The organism is Mesorhizobium sp. WSM4846 (assembly GCF_055811415.1).
The window spans coordinates 49,646-68,804 of record NZ_JBVVPZ010000003.1; the positions used below are offsets into that span (position 1 = coordinate 49,646).

Genomic DNA, 19,159 nt, shown 5'->3' on the forward strand with positions numbered 1-19,159 from the left:
AACTGTTGTCAGAGTTTGGCAGAGCGCTGCTGGACCATCATGAAGGTGTCATAATTGTACTCGGCCACCTGCGCCCAGAGATAGTGCTCCTTGCGGAATGCCTTGATCGAGTCCCATATCTTCTTGAACGGCGCGTTTGAGGCTTCCATCTCGGCATAGACCTCGTTTGCCTTTTCGGAGCAGGCTGCCAAGATTTCCGGGCTGAACGGGCGCAATTTGGCACCCGCGGACACCAGCCGCCTCACGGCCGCCGGATTCAGAAAGTCGTATTTCTGCAGCATGTTGGCGTCCGCGGCCTGCGCGGCGGTGCGCACCAGCGCCTTGTAGGCCGGCGAAAGCTCCTCGTATTTTGCCTTGTTGAACATCAGATGGACGGTCGGCCCGCCTTCCCACCAGCCGGGATAATAGTAATTGGGCGCGACCTTGTAGAACCCGAGCTTCTCATCGTCATAAGGGCCGACCCATTCGGCGGCGTCGATGGTGCCTTTCTCCAGCGCTGGATAGATATCGCCGCCGGCGATCTGCTGCGGCACGACGCCGAGCCTTTCCACCACTTTGCCGGCAAAGCCACCGATGCGCATCTTGAGTCCCGAAAGGTCGGCGACGGTGTTGATCTCCTTGCGGAACCAGCCGCCCATCTGCACGCCGGTGTTGCCGCCCGGCAGGCCAAAAAGGCCCTGCGTGGCGAGAAACTCGTTGAACAGGTCGATGCCGCCGCCGTGGTAATGCCAGGCATTGATGCCGCGCGCGTTGAGCGAGAACGGAACCGCGGCACCTAGTGCCCATGTCGGGTCCTTGCCCCAATAATAATATGCCACCGTATGGCAGGCCTCGACGGTGCCGGCGGTGGTGGCGTCCGCGGCCTGCAGGCCGGGCACCAGTTCACCAGCGGCGAAGACCTGCACCTGGAAGTTGCCGTCGGTCGCCTCCGAAAGCATCCTGGAAAAGACCTCGGCGCCACCATAGATCGTATCGAGGGATTTCGGGAAGGACGACGCCAGGCGCCATGTCACTTTCGGATTGGTTTGGGCGATAGCCGGCGCGGCAAGCGCCGCCGTAGCCGCCGCAGCGCCGACACCGGTCACACCGGCCTTGCGGATGAATGATCGACGATCCATGAAGTCCTCCCTATTGGATCAACAGACCGACGTTCGGGAGATGCTCTGTGCCCCGGATCGGCTTCGCGGCAAACAATACACGGGCAAGAAGTCGAGTCCAGCCATCGGAGCCGGTTTTGCCGGCGGCGTTTTCGCGAAATACGCGGCGCGAACGCACCTCCTGCAGCTTAAGTCTAACGCCCTTTCCGTGGCCCATGCGACATGCCGAACTTGTCATGGCAAAGCGCCTTCGGATCGCCTATTTTAAAGGCAGAACAATCCTTGCACTGAATGGACCCGGATCAAAGATGCAGCAGCCGCTAGTCGCCATATCGACCGACGTCCGCCAGTTCGACAACTACACCTGGCATGCCGCTCCGCAGCAGTATCTGGAGGCGGCGCTTTCGGCCGCCGGCGTGTTCCCGGTGCTGGTGCCGTCCTTCGGCGACCGGCTCGATTTCGGTGAACTCCTGTCATCGGTCGACGGCGTCATGGTCACCGGCTCGAAGTCCAATGTGCATCCCTCGCTCTATGGCGGCGATGCCAGCGAGGCCAACGGCCCCTACGATCCGGCCCGCGACGCCACGACGCTGCCGCTGATCCGCAAGGCCGTGGAGCGTGGCGTGCCGCTGCTCGCCATCTGCCGCGGCATCCAGGAGATGAATGTGGCGCTGGGCGGCACGCTGGCCACAGAAATCCAGGAGCGCGAGGGATCGCTGGACCATCGCGCACCGGCGAGCGACAATCAGGACGAACGGTTCGCCATCCGCCAGACCATTTCGATCAAGCCCGGTAGCTGCCTCGCCGGCGTGTTCGGCGCAGGCGACATCAAGGTCAATTCGGTGCACCGCCAGGCCATCGACCGGCTCGGCCCGAAGCTGCAGATAGAGGCGGTCGCCGCTGACGGCACGGTCGAGGCGGTTTCGGTGCGCAACGCCCGCGCTTTCGCCGTCGGCGTCCAGTGGCATCCCGAATACTGGGTCAAGTCGGACAGCGTCTCAGCAAGAATATTCCGCGCCTTTGGCGAGGCGGTACGCGTGCACGCCGCGGCGAAATCCGGCGCGCGGGCCGCCGCGGAATAGTCCGTCGGACGTCAACGTCAATCGCTGCTGGCCGCCAGCGACAGCAGCGGCAGGGCTGGTGCGTAGGATTCATAACCGTCGCCATCGGCGACGCCGAAAGTGACGATCGGGTCGATGCCGTTCGCGCTGAAGGTAACCGTGCCGTCATCCTGCTCACGCCAGAATTTCGCGCGCTCGATGCCGGGCAAGACCCGGTGGCAATTCTCAGTGACCGTCAACAGCGACAGGCCATCCGCAACCTCAGTGCCGCGCTTGACCGCGCAGGACGCTTCGTCGCCATTGGCCACCAGCCTGTAGTCGCCGGGTGACTGCGCCGACTCATCGGCTGTGCGGCCTTCGCCTGCGCCGCTGTAAAACAGCTGAACGCTGCCGAACAGCGCGACCACCGCTATCAATGCAGCAAGTGCTTTCATCTGCGTTCTCCACTTGTTGGCGAGAGATGAAGAATGATGTCAAAGCGTTAAGCCGTCGTTAATCGTTAACAAACCGGAAAGCATGCAGCTCAACTGCGCGCCTTGACATTTTCCGTTTCCGGCACCGGCGTCAACGCCCTCCCTTTCGAAAACCAGGAAATCAGATTGTCGACGCACAGATCGGCCATGGCGCGGCGGGTATGTTCCGAAGCCGAGCCGACATGCGGCAAAAGTGAAGTGTTGGGGGCGCCGAGCAGCGCCGGCGGCACGTTCGGCTCGTCGGCGAAGACATCGAGCCCGGCAGCGGCGATGGTGTCGCCGGCAAGCGCCGCGGCAAGTGCTGCCTCGTCGACCGTGCTGCCGCGACCGATGTTGACGAAGACGCCATTCGGGCCGAGCGCCGACAGGATCTCGGCGTTGACCGCCTTTTCCGTCGAGGCGCCGCCGGGCGCCACCGAGATCAGCGTATCGACCGCCTCGGCAAGGCCTTTCAGCGTGCCGTGGTATTCGTAGGGCAAGCCTTCGACCTGGCGCCGGTTGTGATAGGCGATCGGCAGCCCAAAGGCCTCCAGCCGGCGCGCAATGGCGAGACCGATGCGGCCCATGCCGAAAATACCGACACGACGGCCGCGCAAGGTCAGCCGACTTAGCGGATAGTTGCCATTGCGTGCCCAACTGCCGTCGCGCAGCCAGCTCTCGGCGCGCGGCAGCTCGCGGACGGTGTTGATCAAAAGCCCGATCGCCGTATCGGCGACCTCCTCGGTCAGAACATCCGGCGTGTTGGTGACCATGACGCCGCGCTGTGCTGCGTGACGGGCATCGACCGAATCATAGCCGACGCCGAAATTGGCGATGATCTCGAGATTCGGCAGCGCGTCGATGAGGGCTGCGTTGATCCCGCCAAAGGCGGCAATGCCGCGCACCGTCCGGCGCATCTCGTCGGTGACCAGCGACGCATCCGGCCGTTCGATCCAGGCACGGCTGAACGTCCGGTCGATGCGGCCGACCGCGTGGTCGTTGAATTGGCCCGGCACCAGAATGGCGACTGCTTGCTGCTGTTCGGCTTTTGTCATGCACGTTCCACTGGTTTGCCGGTCGACTGGCGCACATGCAGTTCCGGCTTGATCAGTTCCTGCGACGGCCGCACCATCTGCCCATTGAGCTTGTCGAGCAGCGCGCTCGCGGCGCGGCGGCCGACTTCACGCTGGCCATTCCACACGGTGGTCAGCGCCGGCGTCGCGATCGCCGCTTCCTCGAGATCGTCATAGCCGGTCACGGATATGTCAATGCCCGGCACCAGCCCGGCGCGTGCAATGCCGTTCATCAGGCCGATTGCGACGAGGTCGTTCCAGCAGCAGGCCGCGGTCGGCTTGTCCTTCAGCGCCAGGAACTGCCCGGCGGCCTCGAAGCCAGCCTGTTTGGTGCGCGGGCCGGGGATGCGCCAGGACGGCCTGACCTCCAGCCCTGCCGCCTCCATGGCGTTGAGATAGCCTTGGTAGCGGTCGCGGCCGGTCGAGGTCTGGTCGGTGCCGCCGATCATGGCGATGCGTTTATGGCCGAGCGAGATCAGATGGTTGGTGGCTAGCCCGGTGCCATAGGCATCGTCGCCACGAAACACCGGCACGTCAGCGCCTTCGACGGTGCGTGCGATCAGCACCGCCGGCAGGCCGTTTTCCTCGGCCATGAAGATGTCTTCGGGCGGCGTGCCGATGGCCGGCGACATGATGACGCCGTCGGCGCCAAGCTGCAGAAGCGTGTCTATGAAGGTGCGCTGCTTTTCGAGCTGGTCGTAATGGTTCGACAGGATGAAGGTCTGCCGGCTGCGGTCGAGCTCGCTTTCGATCGAGCGCAGGATCTCGGCGAAGAAAGGATTCATGATGTCGTGGACGACGACGCCGACGATGCCCGAACGCGAGGTGCGCAGGCTGGCGGCGCGGCGATTGTAGATATAGCCGATGGCGCGGGCATGTTCCTTGATGCGGTCGCGGGTGTTTCCAGCAACCAGCGGGCTGTCGCGCAGGGCCAGCGAGACCGTGGCCGTGGACACACCGAGCGCATCCGCGATCGTCGAAAGCTTGATCTTCTGTGCCAGCGCCTTGCGCTCCCCCGACGATCCAGAGCTAATCCATGATCTCCAGCGAAAACCGGATGCCCGTTTTCGGGATCATGGTCTAAACAGTTTAAACGCGGCCTTATGCCACCCTTCCGAAACAAATCAAAGTTTTTTTGCCAGCGTATCCACCTCGACGTCGAGGGCAGCGCAGTTGCGCACGCGAAGCCGGTGCTCGCGATGAACGATACAAAAGCCGCTGGCGACGATGACGAGCGCCGAGGACACCAAGCATCAACAGGATGAACCAGTGTCGATATGCATCAGGGATGCATGCGGGCACCCTTGGTGATCTTGTCGACAAGCTTCCTTTCGGCGCGCAGCGCGATGCCGACGACCTTGGCATCATCGGGTGCGAATTCGGCAAAGACGGCGCGGTTCGCCGCGTCGTAGCCGGTCGAAAACATTTCGTCGACGTAGAGCGAGGTCGTCACACCGCGTTCCAGCGCCCGCCGGTGGATCGCACTGAGCGTCGAGCGATCGGCCGAAAGCACGATGATAGGCTGGATCGAGAGCGGATTATAGATATTGCCGGCGCGGTCGCGATACGGTTCGCCGATGATGTCGCTATACTGCGCGACGATGCCGCTGGTCAGGAACGCGGTTACGTTGAGCTTTTGCCAGACGGGAAGGTTATCCTGCAGCACGATTGCAAATTTCGTGTCGAACATGAGACATTTGCCATTCGAGGTTTGTGAATGAGGCGATGTCACACGGTCTAGATGGCGAGGCCTTTCAGGGTCTTGGACGTTTGTGCGTTGACGCGGCTGAGAACTGCGTCATCTCGGCGCCCGATTGCGTCGGAATGGAGCGTATCGAGGCCCGGTTCCACGGCAGCGCCTTCGATCTCCATCGTCACGATACCTACGCCATCGGCGTGACGCTGCATGGCGTCCAGACTTTCCGGTATCGCGGCGCGACGCATCACAGTCTGCCCGGCCAGATTATCGTGCTCCATCCCGACGAATTGCACGATGGCGGCGCCGGCACTGAAGACGGTTTGCGTTACAGGATACTTTATCTGGAGCCGTCCATCGTGCTGGACTGCCTCAATCAGACAGGCGCATCGCTGCCTTTCGTCAGGAATGCCGTGGTGACGGATCCTGTTTTCCGCACGCGGCTGCTTTCGGCGCTGGGGCCGTTGGACCAGAAGCTGGACGATCTGTTTGTCGCCGACTTCGTTGCGCAATTGATGCAAAGCCTGGCACGGCATTCAGGCCTGCCGGCGAAACCGATCCCAAGGACAGCGTGGCGGGCTGTTAGCCTGGCACGCGACTATCTGGAAGAAAATGTTTTCCGTACCGTCCGTTCCGAGGAGCTGGAGGCGATCACCGGGCTCGATCGCTATGCCCTGTCGCGGCATTTCCGTGCCGCTTTCTCCACCAGTCCGCACCGCTTTCTCTTGATGCGCCGGCTTCAACGAGCACGCCGCATGATCGAGGCGAGCGAGTCATTGGCGCAGATCGCAATAGCGGCCGGTTTCAACGACCAAAGTCATTTCAGTAGGCACTTCAAGAAGGCGTACGGTGTCACGCCGGGCCGCTGGTCGGCATTGGTGCATGGATCGTCAGCAGCCGCTGCCTGATGGCGTCAGCCGCGGATCATTCGTCGGCGTCGATCTCGTCATCGACGAGAACCATCTCTCCGTTCGAGAGGTTCGCCTCAACGCGGGCGAGCAGCTTGAACAGCGCCTTCTGGTCCTTTTTATCGAGCCCCTTCAGCGCCTGCTTCTCGGTCTTCTTCACCGATTTCTCGATGGCATGAATGATTTCGCGGCCAGTATCGGTCAGAAAGATATGGGCCTGGCGGGCATCGGCGGAAGAAGCGCGTTTTTCCAGAAAGCCTTGCGCCTGCAGCCGGTTGATGGTCTTGGTGATGGTCGGCGGGCGAACACCGAGGCGACCGGCAAGATTGCCGGGCGTCTGCCCGTCCTCACGGTCGAGCGCCAGCATGATCTGGTCCTGGCCGGCATAGAAGCCGTGCGCCAAAAGCCGCGCTGCGAGTGCCGTACGCGCCAGCCGCGCCGCCGAATGCAGCCGGCTCATTGTCGCAGTCTTGTCCGCCTTGGCCATGGCTATCCCTCTTCGGCCGAACCGGTGTGGACAGCATAGAGGCAGCCGCCCGGTTGGCAATGGACGATCAAAAAGATCCGGCTTTGCAAAACAGCTTTGCCGGCAAGCAATGCGGTGTCCGCCGTGGCTAATGCCAGATGTTTATTTCACTTAGATGACAAACGACTTTTCAGCGCAGGTGGTCGCGTTCGGAAGGAACGCCACACCCGATGCGGGACTCAATCAGCCCTCACCGCGACGATCATCAAGGCCTGGTAGGCGTCCGCCACCTCGCGCAGCGCCGCCTGCGAAAGCGGCCCGGCGCGCCGCGCGATACCATCCCTGGCGTTCGACGTATCCCGCTTGCCGGACCGGTCGGTGTAGGGCGCGACAGTGGTGAATATCTGTTCGCTCAGGCCGTCTGGGAAAAACAGCTGGCCGGTCATCACCGAATTGTCGTTGGGGAAGACTTTGAAATGGATGTGGGTGGTGCGGCCGCGATACCAGCCGGGATAGATGGTGGCGAACGAGACGATGCCGCTGTCATCGGTCTTTTGCCAACCGCGCAGAAAACTCTGCCCTGACGTATCGACATCCTGGCCGTCGCCTTGTCCCGGATAGCCTGAATAATGGCCTTGGGCGTCGCAATGCCAGATATCGACCCGCGCGCCGGCAAGCGGCCGGCAGCCTGCGTCGGCGACCTGCAGCCGCAGATTGAGGGCAACGCCCGCTTTGCCTTCGGTGATATCGGCGCGTTCGAGCTTCGGGTCGAAATAGAACGGGCCCTCAGTCGCTTCCGGTGTGATGGCGCAGACGCCGGCGCCGCTATCGAACAGGGCAAGGCCGGCATAGGGCGAGGCCTGCTGAGCCAGCGCGATGCCCGGCAGAAAGACACCGCCGCCCGCGCTAATAGCAATGAGGCCGAGCGCCTGGCGCCGGCTCAACGGCAAGGAGGACGGTTTGTCGGACATCCGGCGCCTCTTTTTGGTTTCTGTCGAGCAAGCTGGCTTGGTCTTATCTAGGCAGTAAGACCCACCAACGCCAATGAAACCCGGCATGTTGGGAAAGCCCGGCAATGTTGGCGACCTGTTTGGCCCATCGGTTGCCACGTGCAAAAGCACAGCGTGCATCCTATATGGAGCCAACAATCCTTTTCGAGGCCCAACATGAGCGATGCACAGACGACGCAGATCCCCGTAACCGTTCTCACCGGCTATCTTGGCGCCGGCAAGACGACGCTGCTAAACCGCATCCTTTCGGAAAACCACGGCAAGCGCTACGCCGTCATCGTCAATGAGTTCGGTGAGATCGGCATCGACAACGAGCTGATCGTGGAATCCGACGAGGAAATCTACGAGATGAACAATGGTTGCGTCTGCTGCACGGTGCGCGGCGACCTGATCCGCGTCGTCGAGGGCTTGATGCGCCGGCCAGGCCGCTTCGACGCCATCGTGGTCGAGACGACCGGCCTCGCCGATCCGGTGCCGGTGGCGCAGACCTTCTTCATGGACGACGACGTGCGCTCCAAGACCAGGCTCGACGCGGTGGTGGCGCTGGTCGACGCCAAGCACCTGCCGTTGCGGCTGAAGGATTCCCGCGAAGCCGAGGACCAGATCGCCTTTGCCGATGTCGTCGTGCTCAACAAGACCGATCTCGTCACGCCGGAGGAACTGAGCAAGGTCGAGGCGACGATCCGCGCGATCAACCCGGCGGCCCGGATCCATCGCACCACGCGCGCCGGCGTGGCGCTGTCCGAGGTGCTCGACCGCGGCGCCTTCGATCTTTCCCGGGCGCTGGAGAACGATCCGCATTTCCTCGAGGCGCGTGACGACCACGACCATCACCACCATGACCATCACGACCATGACGGGCATGACCACCATCATCACGCGCACCCGTCCGATATCCATGACGTGACGGTGCAGTCGGTGTCTCTGCGGGGCGCCGAGATGGACCCGAAAAAATTCTTCCCCTGGATCGAGAAGATCACCCAGATAGAAGGCCCGAACATCCTGCGGCTGAAAGGGATCATCGCGCTCAAGGGCGATGACGAGCGCTACGTCATTCAGGGCGTGCACATGATCATCGAGGGCGACCACCAGCGCGCCTGGAAGGTCGGCGAGAAGCGCGAGAGCCGGCTGGTGTTCATCGGCCGCGAACTCGACGCCGAGCGGCTGAAGAAGAGTTTTGATGCCTGCCAGGCGTAACGGACCGAATAAGGATCGATTATTGCCTCACGTACACATATCATGTGTACGTGAGTGGCACAAAAAGAGGACAGGGCATGTCCAGATCCGCCGACAATAAAACCGAACGTTATCAGATGCACATTCCACCGGCGCAGAAGGCGATCATCGCCCGCGCTGCGGCGCTGTCGCACAAGGACATGGCCGATTTCATCATCGTACCCGAAGCGCAGGCCTTGATCGAAGCTGCCGAGGTGATGAGGGTTTCCAACCGCGACTTCACACGCATCCTTGACCTACTTGAGAACCCGCCGAAACCCAATGCCAGGCTGCGAGCGGCGATTGCCGCCTTGCCGGATACTCTGTGACGCTTCCGTTCTGGCACGAGGAGCCGATTGCGAAACGGCACGATCGGGCTTCTTTCGATTGCGGTGATGCGCAGATTTTTCTGCGGCGGTTCGCATGGCAGAGCCACGATCAGAACGCGGCCAAGACCTTCGTGCGATCGACAACGTGGCTTCGGACCGGGTCCTCGGTTTCTATACAATTGCCCCTTCCGCGGTAGCTCATGAAGCAGTGCCCGACGCCATGACGAGAGGCTTGGCGCGACACGAGGTTTCCGGCTTCAAGCTTGCCCGGCTTGCAACCGACCGGGCCGTCGTCGGTCAAGGGCTCGGAGGTCAGCTGCTAGCCGCTGCCGCGTTGCGCTGCCTGCGGCTTGCAGGTGAGGGCGGCGGCATCCTGCTCATCATCGACGCCAAGAACGAGCGGGCAGCACGGTGGTATGCCAGGTATGGTGCCGAGAGCCTCCAAGGCCAAGATTTGACCTTGGAGATGCCATTGGCCACCTTCGCAACTGGTCTGCGGGCCAAGGGACTGCTTTGACGATCGCCTGTCGCCACAATTGTGGTTCGATGCAATCCTCATGGTTGCCGGAACCGCAAACGTCGAGTAAGCCGCCTAAGCCGCTCCCTGTAAACTTGTCCAGCCGTGAACCACGATAGCCATCCCACAGTCGCCCCGCTTGATCTCCAGGGACATTGCATCGCCGCCGTTTTCCTTGGCGACGTGCCGCATTTCGCACTGGCCGACGGCACAATCCATCGGGTGGACCATGGCCACAAGACGGCGCAGGCCAATGACGGGCTTCTCGCTGCCTTCCACGATGCGGCCAACGACCGGCTGATCACCGGCGGCGAGGACGGCAAGATTTTTTCCGTTACCGCCGGCGGCAATGCGGCAGAATTGGCAAGCGCCGGGAAGAAATGGATCACCAGCGTTGCCGCCGGACCACAAGGCGCCGTCGCCTATGCCTCGGGCAAGATCGCCTTCGTGCGTTTCTCCGACGGCAAGACCAAGGAATTCCTGCATCCGCGTTCGGTCGAGGGGCTGGCGTTCTCGCCCAAGGGGATGCGCTTCGGCGTCGCCCGCTACAATGGCGCGACGCTGCATTTCCCGGCGGCGAACGGCAAGCCGGTCGAGCTGGAATGGGCCGGCGCCCATACCGGCATCACGTTCTCGCCGGATGGCGCCTTCCTCGTCACCACCATGCAGGAGAACGCGCTGCATGGCTGGAAGCTCGCCGATGGCAAGCACATGCGGATGAGCGGCTATCCCGGCAAAGTCAAAAGCCTGTCATGGGCGCCCAAGGGAAAATGGCTGGCCAGTTCCGGAGCCCCGGCGGCGATCGTCTGGCCGTTTTCGGGCAAGGACGGGCCGATGGGCAAGGCGCCGCTGGAACTCGGCACGCGCGGCAACGCCATGGTGACCTCGGTCGCCTGCCATCCGAGCCAGGATGTCGTCGCCGTCGGCTATGACGACGGCATGGTGATGGCGGTGCGTTTCGCGGACGCCAAGGAGGTGCTTCTGCGCCGACCGGGCAAGGGCGCCATTACCTCGATGATGTGGGACAAGGAGGAACGCCGCGTCGCCTTCGGCAGCGCCGCCGGCGACTGCGGCGTCATCGATATTTCGGCCTAGGGCCGTAGGGGAGTAGGGGACACATCCCTATTTCCCTATTTCCCTATTTCCCTATTTCCCTATTCCCCTATTCCCCTATGACGCATGAGAGGGGCATTCATGCATATAATCGACCATTCAAAGATGGCCATCGGTGGCATCAGCACTGCTCGCATCGCCGATCTGCGCGAGATCGAGGCCGAAGCCTTCCGCAAGGCAAGGCCGAAATCGGCAGCCAAGGCCGGCAACGGCCTGCCGGGCTTCTTCGGCGGCGTGCCGATGCACTGGATGAATGACTGGCCGACGCCGTTCCCGATACTGGTCGACAGCGCCAGAGGCGCCACTATCACTGACATCGACGGCAATCGGCTCGACGATTTCTGCCTCGGCGACACCGGCTCGATGTTCGGCCACTCGCCGCCGCCTGTCGCTAGCGCGATCCGTAGGCAGGCCGGACGCGGCCTGACCTACATGCTGCCTTCGGAAGATGCACTCGCCATCGGCCCGCTGCTGCAACAGCGCTTCGGCCTGCCGTTCTGGCAGATTGCGACAACGGCGACCGATGCCAACCGCTTCGCGCTGCGCGTCGCCCGCGCCATCACCGGCCGGCGCAAGATCCTGGTCTTCAACGGCTGCTATCACGGCTCGGTCGACGAGACGATGGTGCGTCTGGTCGGCGGCAGACCGGCCAACCGGCCAGGACTGGCGGGCGAATTCCGCGACCTGACCCGGGAGACCGATGTCGTCGAGTTCAACGATGTGCCGGCGCTTGAGAAAGCACTCCGGGACCAGCAAATCGCCTGTGTCGTCACCGAGCCGGTGCTGACCAATTCCTGCATGGTGCTGCCCGATCCCGGCTTCCACAACGCGCTGCGGCGTCTCACCCGCGCCGCTGGCACCCTGCTTCTGATCGACGAGACGCACACGATCTCGACCGGTCCCGGCGGCTACACCAGGAAACACGGCCTGGAGCCGGACCTGTTCGTGCTCGGCAAGCCGATCGCCGGCGGCGTGCCGGCCAGTGTGTGGGGGATGAGCGACGGCGTCGCCACCCGCTATGCCGACTATGTCAGGACCAAGGCACCAGGCTATTCCGGCATGGGCACGACGCTCTCGGCCAATCCGCTGCAGTTCGCAGCGATGCGCGCCACGCTCGAAGAGGTGATGACCGACGAGAACTATAGCCATATGGACCATCTGGCGCGGCGGCTCGACGCCGGGCTGACCGCCGTCATCGACCGTTACCGCCTGCCTTGGCATGTTGCCCGAGTCGGCACCCGCGTCGAGTTCATCTGCGCACCCGGCCCGCTGAGGAATGGCGGCGAGGCGGAAGCAGCGCACGCACCGGCGCTCGAAGCGGCTATCCATGTCGCGCTGGTCAATCGCGGCGTGCTGATCGCGCCGTTCCACAACATGATGCTGATCTCGCCGGCGACCAGCGCTGCCCAGGTGAACCGCCTGATCACCGCCTTCGGCGCGGTTGCGGCAAGGCTCGCGGCATGAGACAAGCTTGCACATGAGAGAAGCGCAAAAGCAAACTTTGAACGCCATCATCGCCTCGCCTTCGGGCTCGACACCCGCCGAGGCGCAAACCTTTCTCGACGCCCATCCCGAGATCGAAGCGTTCGACATCGTGCTGACCGATGCCAATGGCGTGGGGCGTGGCAAGATCGTGCGCCGGCACGAGTTGATGAGCATCTTCGAGGGCGGCAGGCATATGCCGATCTCGATCCTCGGCCTCGACATCACCGGCGAGGACGTGCACGAGACCGGACTGATCTGGACGACGGGCGACGGCGACCTGCGGGCATGGCCGATCCCCGGCACGCTGGTGCCGCTGTTCGGCACACAGCCGCCGCGCGGCCAGGTGCTGATGGCGATGTACCATCTCGATGGCCAGCCGATGTCCTCCGACCCGCGCCTGGCGCTGGGCCGGCAGGTGGAGATACTGGCGGCAAAGGGTCTGCATCCGGCCGGCGCCTTCGAGCTCGAATTCTTCCTGCTCGCCAACGAGCGCGACGCCGATGGCAAGGTGCAGCCGGCGCACGCGGTGCTTGACGGCCGCCGCTCGGCCAAGACAGAGGTCTATTCCGTCGACCATCTGCACGGCATGGAGCCGCTGTTTTCCGATATCTATGCCGCGGCCAGGGTGCAAGGCATCCCGGCCGAGACGGTCATTTCCGAATATGCGCCCGGCCAGTACGAACTGACGCTTAATTATCGCAAGGACGTGATGCGGGCCGCCGACGACCTCGTCATGCTGAAGCGGCTGGTGCGGGCGCAGGCGCGCCGCCACGGCGTCACTGCCTGCTTCATGGCCAAGCCGATCGAGAAATACGCCGGCTCCGGCATGCATTTCCATGTCTCGCTGCAGGACAAGGCCGGCAACAACGTCTTTGCCGAAGCCAGCGGTGAGACCTGGTCCTTGCCGCTGCTGCGCGGACTGGGCGGCCTCATCCAGACCATGGCCGAATCGATGCTGGTGTTTGCACCGCACGCCAATTCATGGCGGCGTTTCGTTTCGCAATCCTATGCGCCGGTGGCGCCGACCTGGGGCGTCAACAACCGCTCGGTGGCATTGCGCGTGCCGGCAGGCGATGCGAAAAACCGGCGCATCGAGCACCGGCCGTCGGGCGTCGACGCCAACCCTTATCTGGTGGCGGCAACCGTGCTGGCCGGCATCGTCAAAGGTCTCGATGAGGGCCTCGATCCGGGCCCCGAAACCACCGGCAATGGCTACGAATCAGCAATCACGCGCACCACCATGCCGGTGGACTGGCGCGCCGCGATCGAGGCGGCAAGGGCCTCGACATTCCTCAAAGCGGCGCTTGGGGAAGACCTGCACCGAACATTCGTGGCGATCAAGCAATCCGAATATCTGCGGGTGGCGCGCACGGTCAGCGAACTGGATTATCATCTCTATCTGCACGAGGTGTGAGGCGATCGCTTTCGCCGGTCATTCGCCCAGCGAAAGCCGGGTCCCGGCTATTTGAAGGAACCTTTCGGGGGCTTCGCTCATTCCGCATCTGATCGCAGCAGCGGGCAAGGCCGCATCAGCCATGATCGCCAGGATGCAGACAAATTCTCCACACCACGCCAAGGTGCAGGCAAGACGCTGGCCCAAGCCTGAATTGCCTGAGACGGCGGAAGACGATGGCGCAAGCACCATTCCCGAACTCAGCGAAGTGGCGAAGGCCTGTCGCCGCTGCCCGCTGTGGCGCAACGCAACGCAGACCGTGTTCGGCGAAGGGCCTGACAGGGCCAAGGTGGTTTTCGTCGGTGAACAGCCAGGCGACCAGGAGGATCTGGCCGGCAAACCTTTCGTCGGTCCGGCGGGAAAAGTCTTCGACGCCATCCTGGACGATGCCGGCGTCGACCGGCTGAAAGTCTATGTCACCAATGCGGTCAAGCATTTCAAGTTCGAGCCGCGCGGCAAGCGGCGCATCCACTCGAAGCCGAATGCCGGCGAGGTGCAGGCCTGCCGCTGGTGGCTCGACAAGGAGCTCGATCTGATCAAGCCCAATCTGGCGGTGGCGCTCGGCGCAACGGCGGCGCAGTCGCTGCTCGGCAAGGTCGTGCCGATCATGAAAATGCGCGGCGCGGTCGTAGAGAGGGACGATGGCTTGCCTGTGTTCGTCACCATTCACCCGTCCTTCATCCTGCGTATTCGCGAACCGGCGGACAAACAGGCCGAACGCGAGCGGTTCCTGCAGGACATGAAGGCGGTGAAAAAACTGATGGCCGCCTGACCCCTAACTGATCAGGATTGCCCTCAAATCATTGACGTTCGTCCCGGTCGGGCCGGGCACGAAGAGATCGCCGACGGCCTTGAATGCCGTCCAGGCGTTGTTGCCGGCAAGCATCGCCTTGGCATCGACGCCCGCAGCCCGCATCCGTGACACCGTCGAACCGTCGGCAAAGGCGCCGGCATTGTCCTGCGAACCGTCGATGCCGTCGGTGTCAGCGGCCAGTGCATGGACGCCCCCAATACCGCTGATGCCGATGGCGAAGGCAAGCAGAAATTCCGAGTTACGCCCGCCCTTGCCCTTCGCCCGCAAGGTCACCGTCGTCTCGCCACCCGACAAGACCAACACGGGTTTTCGGAAAGGCCGGTTGCGCGTCGCGACTTCACGGGCGATTGCCGCATGAACACCGCCGACCTCGCGTGCCTCGCCCTCGATGGAATCGGAGAGGATGACCGCCTCGATGCCTTGGCGCCTGGCTTCGACTGCGGCCGCTTCCAGCGAGACGCCGGCCGAGGCAATCAGATGAACTTCGTTGCGCGAGAAACGTGGATCATCGACGCGCGGCGCATCGGCGGCCGCCGAATTGATATGCGCCATCACGGCAGCCGGCAGTTTCATGTCATAGGCGGCGATCGACGCTAATGCATCTTCGCGGTTGCCGGAATCGGGAACGGTTGGGCCGGAAGCGACCAGCGCCGGATTGTCGCCGGGAATGTCGGAGACGACCAGCGACACCAGCTTTGCCGGATAGGCAGCTGCCGCCAGCCTGCCGCCTTTGATGGTGGAAACATGCTTGCGGATGGTGTTCATGGCGGCGATCGGCGCGCCGGAGGCGAGCAGCGCCTCGTTGACGGCGATCTCGTCGGCCAGCGTCAGACCTTCGGCGGGCGCCGGCAGCAGCGCCGAGCCACCGCCGGAGATGAGCGCCACGACCAGATCGTCTGCGGTCAGCCCCTGCACCTTGTCGAGCAGCCGGCACGAGGCTTTGAGCCCGGCGGCATCCGGCACCGGATGCGCCGCCTCGATGATCTCGATGCGCTGGCAGGTCGCGCCATAGCCGTAACGGGTGACGACCAGCCCTTCTATCGGCCCGTCCCACACTTTTTCGAAAGCCGCCGCCATCTGCGCCGAGCCTTTTCCTGCACCAATGACGATTGTGCGCCCCTTCGGCGTTGCCGGCAGATGATCCCTGATCGTCCTCTGGGGATCAGCGGCGGCAACAGCGGCATTGAAGATGGCGGCGAGGAAGGTCTTGGGATCGATCTCTGTCATTTTGCTTCCGGCGGCAGTGCCAGCTCGCGCCCGTCGACGCCAAGGTGGCTGCACAGCGCATCGACGACGACGCCGTGATCCTCACGCTCCGGCAGGCCCGAGACCGCGATCACACCGATGACGCCGGCACCTTTGACCGTTATGGGAAAGCCACCACCGGCCAGCACATAGTCTGATATGTCGAGCCCCTCGCCCGGCTTGAAGCTGCGGTCGGGGCGCTGCTGCTCCAGCACCATCCGGTAAGTGCTTTTCAGGAACCGCTGCACCACATTGATCTTGCGCCGCGCCCAATCCGGATTGGAGGCGTTCGAGCCCGGCATTGCCGCGTAAAACAGCGGCCGGTCGAAGGTCCTGATGTCGACGATGATCGGCAAGCCCTGGGCCAGTGCCCGGTCGCGGATCGTCGAGCCGATCTTGAAGGCGACAGCTTCGTCAAAGACCGAGAAGACAAGCTCGGCTTCCTGTTTCTGGATCAGAGCGATATCGTCCGCAGCGGCCATGTCATTCCCCTATCAACGTCGCGGCACGCTTTGACCGATGGCTGCCGCCGGGTCAAGCGGGACGTGCGGGATAGCTAAACCGCCATATCGGTCTTCATCGCCCGCCCGGCGACGTAGACCTCGCGCACGGCGCGGTCGTCGCCCAGCGTCTGCAGCAGAAACAGCTCCTCCGCCAGCGTGTCCGCCGTCTCCATCCGCAGCCGCATGGCCGGCGTGGCGCGGGCATCGAGGACGACGATGTCGGCATCGCTGCCTTGGTCGAGCGTGCCGATCTTTTCCACGATCGACAGCGCCTCGGCATTGCCGCGGGTGAGCTGCCAGAACGACTGGAACGGATTGAGCTTCTCGCCGTTCAGCGCGATCACCTTGTAGCCCTCATCCATGGTGCGCAGCATCGAGTAATTGGTGCCGCCGCCGATATCGGTGGCGGTGGCGATGCGGAGTGGTTTTTCGCGGCGGCGGTAACGCTGATAATCGAACAGGCCCGAGCCGAGGAACAGGTTCGAGGTCGGACAGAACACGGCGACCGAGCCCGTGTCCGAAAGCGCATCCGCCTCGCGTTCCGAAAGATGGATGCAGTGGCCGAACAGGCTTTTGCGCCCGAGCAGCCCATAGCGCTCGTAAACATCGGTATAGTCGCGTGCTTGCGGATAGAGTTGCAGCGTAAAGGCGATCTCGGCGTGGTTTTCCGACAGATGCGTCTGCATGTGCAGATCAGGATATTCGCGGCACAGCGCGCCCGCCATCTCCAATTGCTCGGGTGAGGAGGTGATGGCGAAGCGCGGTGTGATGGCATAGTGCTGGCGCCCCTTGCCGTGCCACTCCTTAATCAGCGCCTTGCTGTCGTCATAGGCCGACTGCGCTGTGTCGAGCACGCCCTCCGGCGCGTTTCGGTCCATCATCACCTTGCCGGCGATGTTGAGCATGTTTCGGTCATGCGACTCGGCGAAGAACGCCTCGGCCGATTCCTTGTGGACCGAGCAATAGGCGGCGACTGTCGTCGTGCCATGATGCACCATCTCGTCGAGGAACAGCCTGGCGATGCGGCGGCCATGCTGGGCGTTCTGGAATTTGGTTTCCTCGGGAAAGGTGTAAGTGTTCAGCCAGTCGAGCAGCTCGGCGCCGTAGGAGGCGATAACCTGCATCTGCGGAAAATGCGCATGCGCGTCGATGAAACCAGGCAGCAGCAAATGCGGACGGTGGTCGATCTTTTTTGCGCCTTCATCAGCCTTTTTCTCGACGTCGGCGTAGGCGCCCGAGGCAACGATCCTGCCGTTGCGAAGCAGCAGGCCGCCATCGTCCTCGTAGCGCCAGGCGGAATGGTCGTCGACGGTCTCAGGCCGGCGCAGGAATGACAGCGTGCGGCCGCGCAGGAGTGCACTGGTCATGCCTATTTCCCTGCCTCCTCGAACCATGCCACCAGCAGCGCCCGCTCCTTGTCGGTGATATGGGTGACGTTGGCGGGCGGCATCGCGTGGCTGCGGCCGGCCTGCAGGTAGATCTCGCGAGCCTGACCGGCGATACCGGCGTCCGTGTCGAGCATCACACCTTTCGGCGCGTGATAGATGCCCTCGTAGGACGGCTCCTGCGCATGGCACATCGAGCAACGGCCAAGCACCGTATCGCGCACTGCGGGAAAATGCGCCGAGGCGATATAGACCTGTGCCATCGAGGACGCCTTGACTTCGCCGGTCAGCACTTTCGGCGCGGTTGACAGCCAGATGATGACGACGAACAGGACGGCGGCAGCCAGCCAGATCCAGGTCGGGTTGCCCTTGCGCGCATGCATGGTGTTGAAATAGTGCCGGATCAGCACGCCGATGATGAAAACCAACGAGGCGATCAACCAGTTGAACTGGGTAGCAAACGCCGGCGGGTAGTGGTTCGACAGCATCAGGAACAGAACGGGCAGCGTCAGGTAATTGTTGTGCAGCGAGCGCTGCTTGGCGATCTTTCCGTATTTCGGATCTGGCTTCCTGCCGGCGATCAGGTCGGCGACGACGATCTTCTGGTTTGGGATGATGATCATGAAGACATTGGCCGACATGATCGTCGCGGTGATGGCGCCAAGATGCAGGAAAGCGGCGCGGCCGGTGAACAGATGGGTAAGACCCCAGGCGATGAACACCAGCACGCCATAGAGCACCAGCATCAGGCCGGTGTCGCTCCTGCCAAGCGGCGAACGGCATAAGAGATCGTAGACCAACCAGCCGACGCCGATCGTCGCCAGCGACAGCAAGATGCCTGTAGGCACCGACATGGCAAGCACGTTGGGATCGATCAGGAAGAGGTCCGCGCCGGCATAGTAGACGACGCACAGCATGGCAAAGCCCGACAGCCAGGTAGCGTAGGATTCCCATTTGAACCAAGTCAGGTGCTCAGGCATTTCGGTCGGCGCCACGAGATATTTCTGAATGTGGTAGAAGCCGCCGCCATGCACCTGCCATTCTTCGCCGAAGGCGCCGACAGGCATGCCCGGACGCTGGCGCAAGCCGAGATCGAGCGCGACGAAATAGAAGGACGAGCCGATCCAGGCTATGCTGGTGACGACATGCAGCCAGCGCACGGCGAAACTCACCCAGTCCCAGAAAATCGCAAAATCGATCATTGAAAAGTCGTCCCTGCCGATTGGGTGACTTTACGGACTGGAGCGCAAACGGAAAGGGCCGAGCGGCACGATGACTTTCAAAAAAAAATGGAAAATACTACAGCGCCGCGCGCCCTTGGACGCGCAAAGGACGCT

19 protein-coding genes and 2 pseudogenes are annotated in these 19,159 nt (G+C 62.9%); 9 read left to right on the forward strand and 12 right to left on the reverse strand.

The features are described 5' to 3' along the window. Positions 1 to 8: 8 nt before the first annotated feature. Positions 9 to 1,118, reverse strand: a complete 1,110-nt coding sequence (locus AC0L15_RS04190; RefSeq protein ID WP_287246683.1) for a TRAP transporter substrate-binding protein — start codon at positions 1,116 to 1,118, stop codon at positions 9 to 11. Between the two features lie 287 nt (positions 1,119 to 1,405). Here AC0L15_RS04190 and AC0L15_RS04195 point away from each other — a divergent pair, with 287 nt between their 5' ends. Further along, entirely contained in the window at positions 1,406 to 2,179 is a 774-nt protein-coding gene (locus tag AC0L15_RS04195) for a gamma-glutamyl-gamma-aminobutyrate hydrolase family protein (protein WP_287246684.1), read from the forward strand. A 17-nt stretch (positions 2,180 to 2,196) separates the two neighbouring features. Here AC0L15_RS04195 and AC0L15_RS04200 read toward each other — a convergent pair whose 3' ends face one another. The 5 genes and pseudogenes from AC0L15_RS04200 to AC0L15_RS04220 all read right to left on the reverse strand — a co-directional run bounded on the left by AC0L15_RS04200 (position 2,197) and on the right by AC0L15_RS04220 (position 5,373). Next, positions 2,197 to 2,592, reverse strand: coding sequence for a hypothetical protein (locus tag AC0L15_RS04200; protein WP_287246685.1), 396 nt, complete (start codon positions 2,590 to 2,592; stop codon positions 2,197 to 2,199). An 89-nt stretch (positions 2,593 to 2,681) separates the two neighbouring features. Beyond that, positions 2,682 to 3,665, reverse strand: a complete 984-nt coding sequence (locus tag AC0L15_RS04205; RefSeq protein ID WP_287246686.1) for a 2-hydroxyacid dehydrogenase — start codon at positions 3,663 to 3,665, stop codon at positions 2,682 to 2,684. After that, positions 3,662 to 4,684, reverse strand: coding sequence for a LacI family DNA-binding transcriptional regulator (locus tag AC0L15_RS04210; protein WP_023796812.1), 1,023 nt, complete (start codon positions 4,682 to 4,684; stop codon positions 3,662 to 3,664). Before AC0L15_RS04210 ends, AC0L15_RS04205 begins: the two co-directional genes overlap by 4 nt. Positions 4,685 to 4,807: 123 nt before the next feature. Further along, positions 4,808 to 4,921 (reverse strand): annotated as a pseudogene (locus AC0L15_RS04215) (EamA/RhaT family transporter); the annotation flags it as partial. A 44-nt stretch (positions 4,922 to 4,965) separates the two neighbouring features. Continuing rightward, positions 4,966 to 5,373 carry a DUF2000 family protein gene (locus AC0L15_RS04220; protein ID WP_287246687.1) on the reverse strand — a complete coding sequence of 136 codons (408 nt, stop codon included), beginning with the start codon at positions 5,371 to 5,373 and terminating at the stop codon, positions 4,966 to 4,968. Between the two features lie 35 nt (positions 5,374 to 5,408). Between AC0L15_RS04220 and AC0L15_RS04225 the strand changes: the two genes are divergently transcribed. Continuing rightward, entirely contained in the window at positions 5,409 to 6,287 is an 879-nt protein-coding gene (locus AC0L15_RS04225; protein ID WP_287246688.1) for an AraC family transcriptional regulator, read from the forward strand. 16 nt (positions 6,288 to 6,303) lie between these two features. Here the strand turns inward: AC0L15_RS04225 and AC0L15_RS04230 are convergent, their stop codons facing one another. Both AC0L15_RS04230 and AC0L15_RS04235 read right to left on the reverse strand, forming a co-directional pair. After that, positions 6,304 to 6,774 (reverse strand): MarR family winged helix-turn-helix transcriptional regulator, encoded by a 471-nt coding sequence (locus tag AC0L15_RS04230; protein WP_023796815.1) that lies wholly within the window; start codon positions 6,772 to 6,774, stop codon positions 6,304 to 6,306. A 218-nt stretch (positions 6,775 to 6,992) separates the two neighbouring features. Next, complete coding sequence (locus AC0L15_RS04235) at positions 6,993 to 7,724, reverse strand: intradiol ring-cleavage dioxygenase (RefSeq protein WP_287122515.1); 732 nt, start codon at positions 7,722 to 7,724, stop codon at positions 6,993 to 6,995. Between the two features lie 195 nt (positions 7,725 to 7,919). Between AC0L15_RS04235 and AC0L15_RS04240 the strand changes: the two genes are divergently transcribed. The 7 genes and pseudogenes from AC0L15_RS04240 to AC0L15_RS04270 all read left to right on the forward strand — a co-directional run bounded on the left by AC0L15_RS04240 (position 7,920) and on the right by AC0L15_RS04270 (position 14,647). Then, complete coding sequence (locus AC0L15_RS04240; RefSeq protein WP_287246689.1) at positions 7,920 to 8,960, forward strand: CobW family GTP-binding protein; 1,041 nt, start codon at positions 7,920 to 7,922, stop codon at positions 8,958 to 8,960. Positions 8,961 to 9,037: 77 nt separating this feature from the next. Further along, positions 9,038 to 9,307, forward strand: coding sequence for a type II toxin-antitoxin system TacA family antitoxin (locus tag AC0L15_RS04245; RefSeq protein ID WP_287246690.1), 270 nt, complete (start codon positions 9,038 to 9,040; stop codon positions 9,305 to 9,307). Then, positions 9,304 to 9,824 (forward strand): annotated as a pseudogene (locus AC0L15_RS04250) (GNAT family N-acetyltransferase). Before AC0L15_RS04245 ends, AC0L15_RS04250 begins: the two are co-directional and overlap by 4 nt. Before the next feature lie 105 nt (positions 9,825 to 9,929). After that, positions 9,930 to 10,919, forward strand: a complete 990-nt coding sequence (locus AC0L15_RS04255; RefSeq protein ID WP_287246691.1) for a WD40 repeat domain-containing protein — start codon at positions 9,930 to 9,932, stop codon at positions 10,917 to 10,919. Between the two features lie 99 nt (positions 10,920 to 11,018). Beyond that, on the forward strand, positions 11,019 to 12,401 hold the full coding sequence (locus tag AC0L15_RS04260; protein WP_473495943.1) for an aspartate aminotransferase family protein: 1,383 nt from the start codon (positions 11,019 to 11,021) through the stop codon (positions 12,399 to 12,401). A gap of 13 nt (positions 12,402 to 12,414) precedes the next feature. Next, positions 12,415 to 13,836, forward strand: a complete 1,422-nt coding sequence (locus AC0L15_RS04265) for a glutamine synthetase family protein (protein WP_287063896.1) — start codon at positions 12,415 to 12,417, stop codon at positions 13,834 to 13,836. A gap of 88 nt (positions 13,837 to 13,924) precedes the next feature. Then, on the forward strand, positions 13,925 to 14,647 hold the full coding sequence (locus tag AC0L15_RS04270) for a UdgX family uracil-DNA binding protein (protein ID WP_268932065.1): 723 nt from the start codon (positions 13,925 to 13,927) through the stop codon (positions 14,645 to 14,647). 3 nt (positions 14,648 to 14,650) lie between these two features. Here AC0L15_RS04270 and AC0L15_RS04275 read toward each other — a convergent pair whose 3' ends face one another. From AC0L15_RS04275 to AC0L15_RS04290, 4 genes are all read right to left on the reverse strand, one after another. Further along, on the reverse strand, positions 14,651 to 15,916 hold the full coding sequence (locus AC0L15_RS04275; RefSeq protein ID WP_287246693.1) for a glycerate kinase type-2 family protein: 1,266 nt from the start codon (positions 15,914 to 15,916) through the stop codon (positions 14,651 to 14,653). Further along, positions 15,913 to 16,416 carry a heme-degrading domain-containing protein gene (locus AC0L15_RS04280; protein WP_287176261.1) on the reverse strand — a complete coding sequence of 168 codons (504 nt, stop codon included), beginning with the start codon at positions 16,414 to 16,416 and terminating at the stop codon, positions 15,913 to 15,915. Before AC0L15_RS04280 ends, AC0L15_RS04275 begins: the two co-directional genes overlap by 4 nt. 74 nt (positions 16,417 to 16,490) lie before the next feature. Then, positions 16,491 to 17,804, reverse strand: a complete 1,314-nt coding sequence (gene guaD / locus AC0L15_RS04285) for a guanine deaminase (protein WP_473495944.1) — start codon at positions 17,802 to 17,804, stop codon at positions 16,491 to 16,493. 2 nt (positions 17,805 to 17,806) lie between these two features. After that, positions 17,807 to 19,024 carry a urate hydroxylase PuuD gene (locus AC0L15_RS04290; RefSeq protein ID WP_473495945.1) on the reverse strand — a complete coding sequence of 406 codons (1,218 nt, stop codon included), beginning with the start codon at positions 19,022 to 19,024 and terminating at the stop codon, positions 17,807 to 17,809. Between the last annotated feature and the right edge of the window lie 135 nt (positions 19,025 to 19,159).

Bases quoted from the DNA above. Each gene is read 5' to 3' on its own strand.
- AC0L15_RS04245 (WP_287246690.1), top strand. From the start codon at position 9,038: ATGTCCAGATCCGCCGACAATAAAACCGAACGTTATCAGATGCACATT.
- AC0L15_RS04265 (WP_287063896.1), top strand. From the start codon at position 12,415: ATGAGAGAAGCGCAAAAGCAAACTTTGAACGCCATCATCGCCTCGCCT.
- AC0L15_RS04205 (WP_287246686.1), bottom strand. From the start codon at position 3,665: ATGACAAAAGCCGAACAGCAGCAAGCAGTCGCCATTCTGGTGCCGGGC.
- AC0L15_RS04280 (WP_287176261.1), bottom strand. From the start codon at position 16,416: ATGGCCGCTGCGGACGATATCGCTCTGATCCAGAAACAGGAAGCCGAG.
- guaD (WP_473495944.1), bottom strand. From the start codon at position 17,804: ATGACCAGTGCACTCCTGCGCGGCCGCACGCTGTCATTCCTGCGCCGG.
- AC0L15_RS04220 (WP_287246687.1), bottom strand. From the start codon at position 5,373: ATGTTCGACACGAAATTTGCAATCGTGCTGCAGGATAACCTTCCCGTC.
- AC0L15_RS04190 (WP_287246683.1), bottom strand. From the start codon at position 1,118: ATGGATCGTCGATCATTCATCCGCAAGGCCGGTGTGACCGGTGTCGGC.
- AC0L15_RS04225 (WP_287246688.1), top strand. From the start codon at position 5,409: ATGTCACACGGTCTAGATGGCGAGGCCTTTCAGGGTCTTGGACGTTTG.
- AC0L15_RS04275 (WP_287246693.1), bottom strand. From the start codon at position 15,916: ATGACAGAGATCGATCCCAAGACCTTCCTCGCCGCCATCTTCAATGCC.
- AC0L15_RS04240 (WP_287246689.1), top strand. From the start codon at position 7,920: ATGAGCGATGCACAGACGACGCAGATCCCCGTAACCGTTCTCACCGGC.
- AC0L15_RS04195 (WP_287246684.1), top strand. From the start codon at position 1,406: ATGCAGCAGCCGCTAGTCGCCATATCGACCGACGTCCGCCAGTTCGAC.
- AC0L15_RS04290 (WP_473495945.1), bottom strand. From the start codon at position 19,024: ATGATCGATTTTGCGATTTTCTGGGACTGGGTGAGTTTCGCCGTGCGC.
- AC0L15_RS04260 (WP_473495943.1), top strand. From the start codon at position 11,019: ATGCATATAATCGACCATTCAAAGATGGCCATCGGTGGCATCAGCACT.
- AC0L15_RS04235 (WP_287122515.1), bottom strand. From the start codon at position 7,724: ATGTCCGACAAACCGTCCTCCTTGCCGTTGAGCCGGCGCCAGGCGCTC.
- AC0L15_RS04200 (WP_287246685.1), bottom strand. From the start codon at position 2,592: ATGAAAGCACTTGCTGCATTGATAGCGGTGGTCGCGCTGTTCGGCAGC.
- AC0L15_RS04230 (WP_023796815.1), bottom strand. From the start codon at position 6,774: ATGGCCAAGGCGGACAAGACTGCGACAATGAGCCGGCTGCATTCGGCG.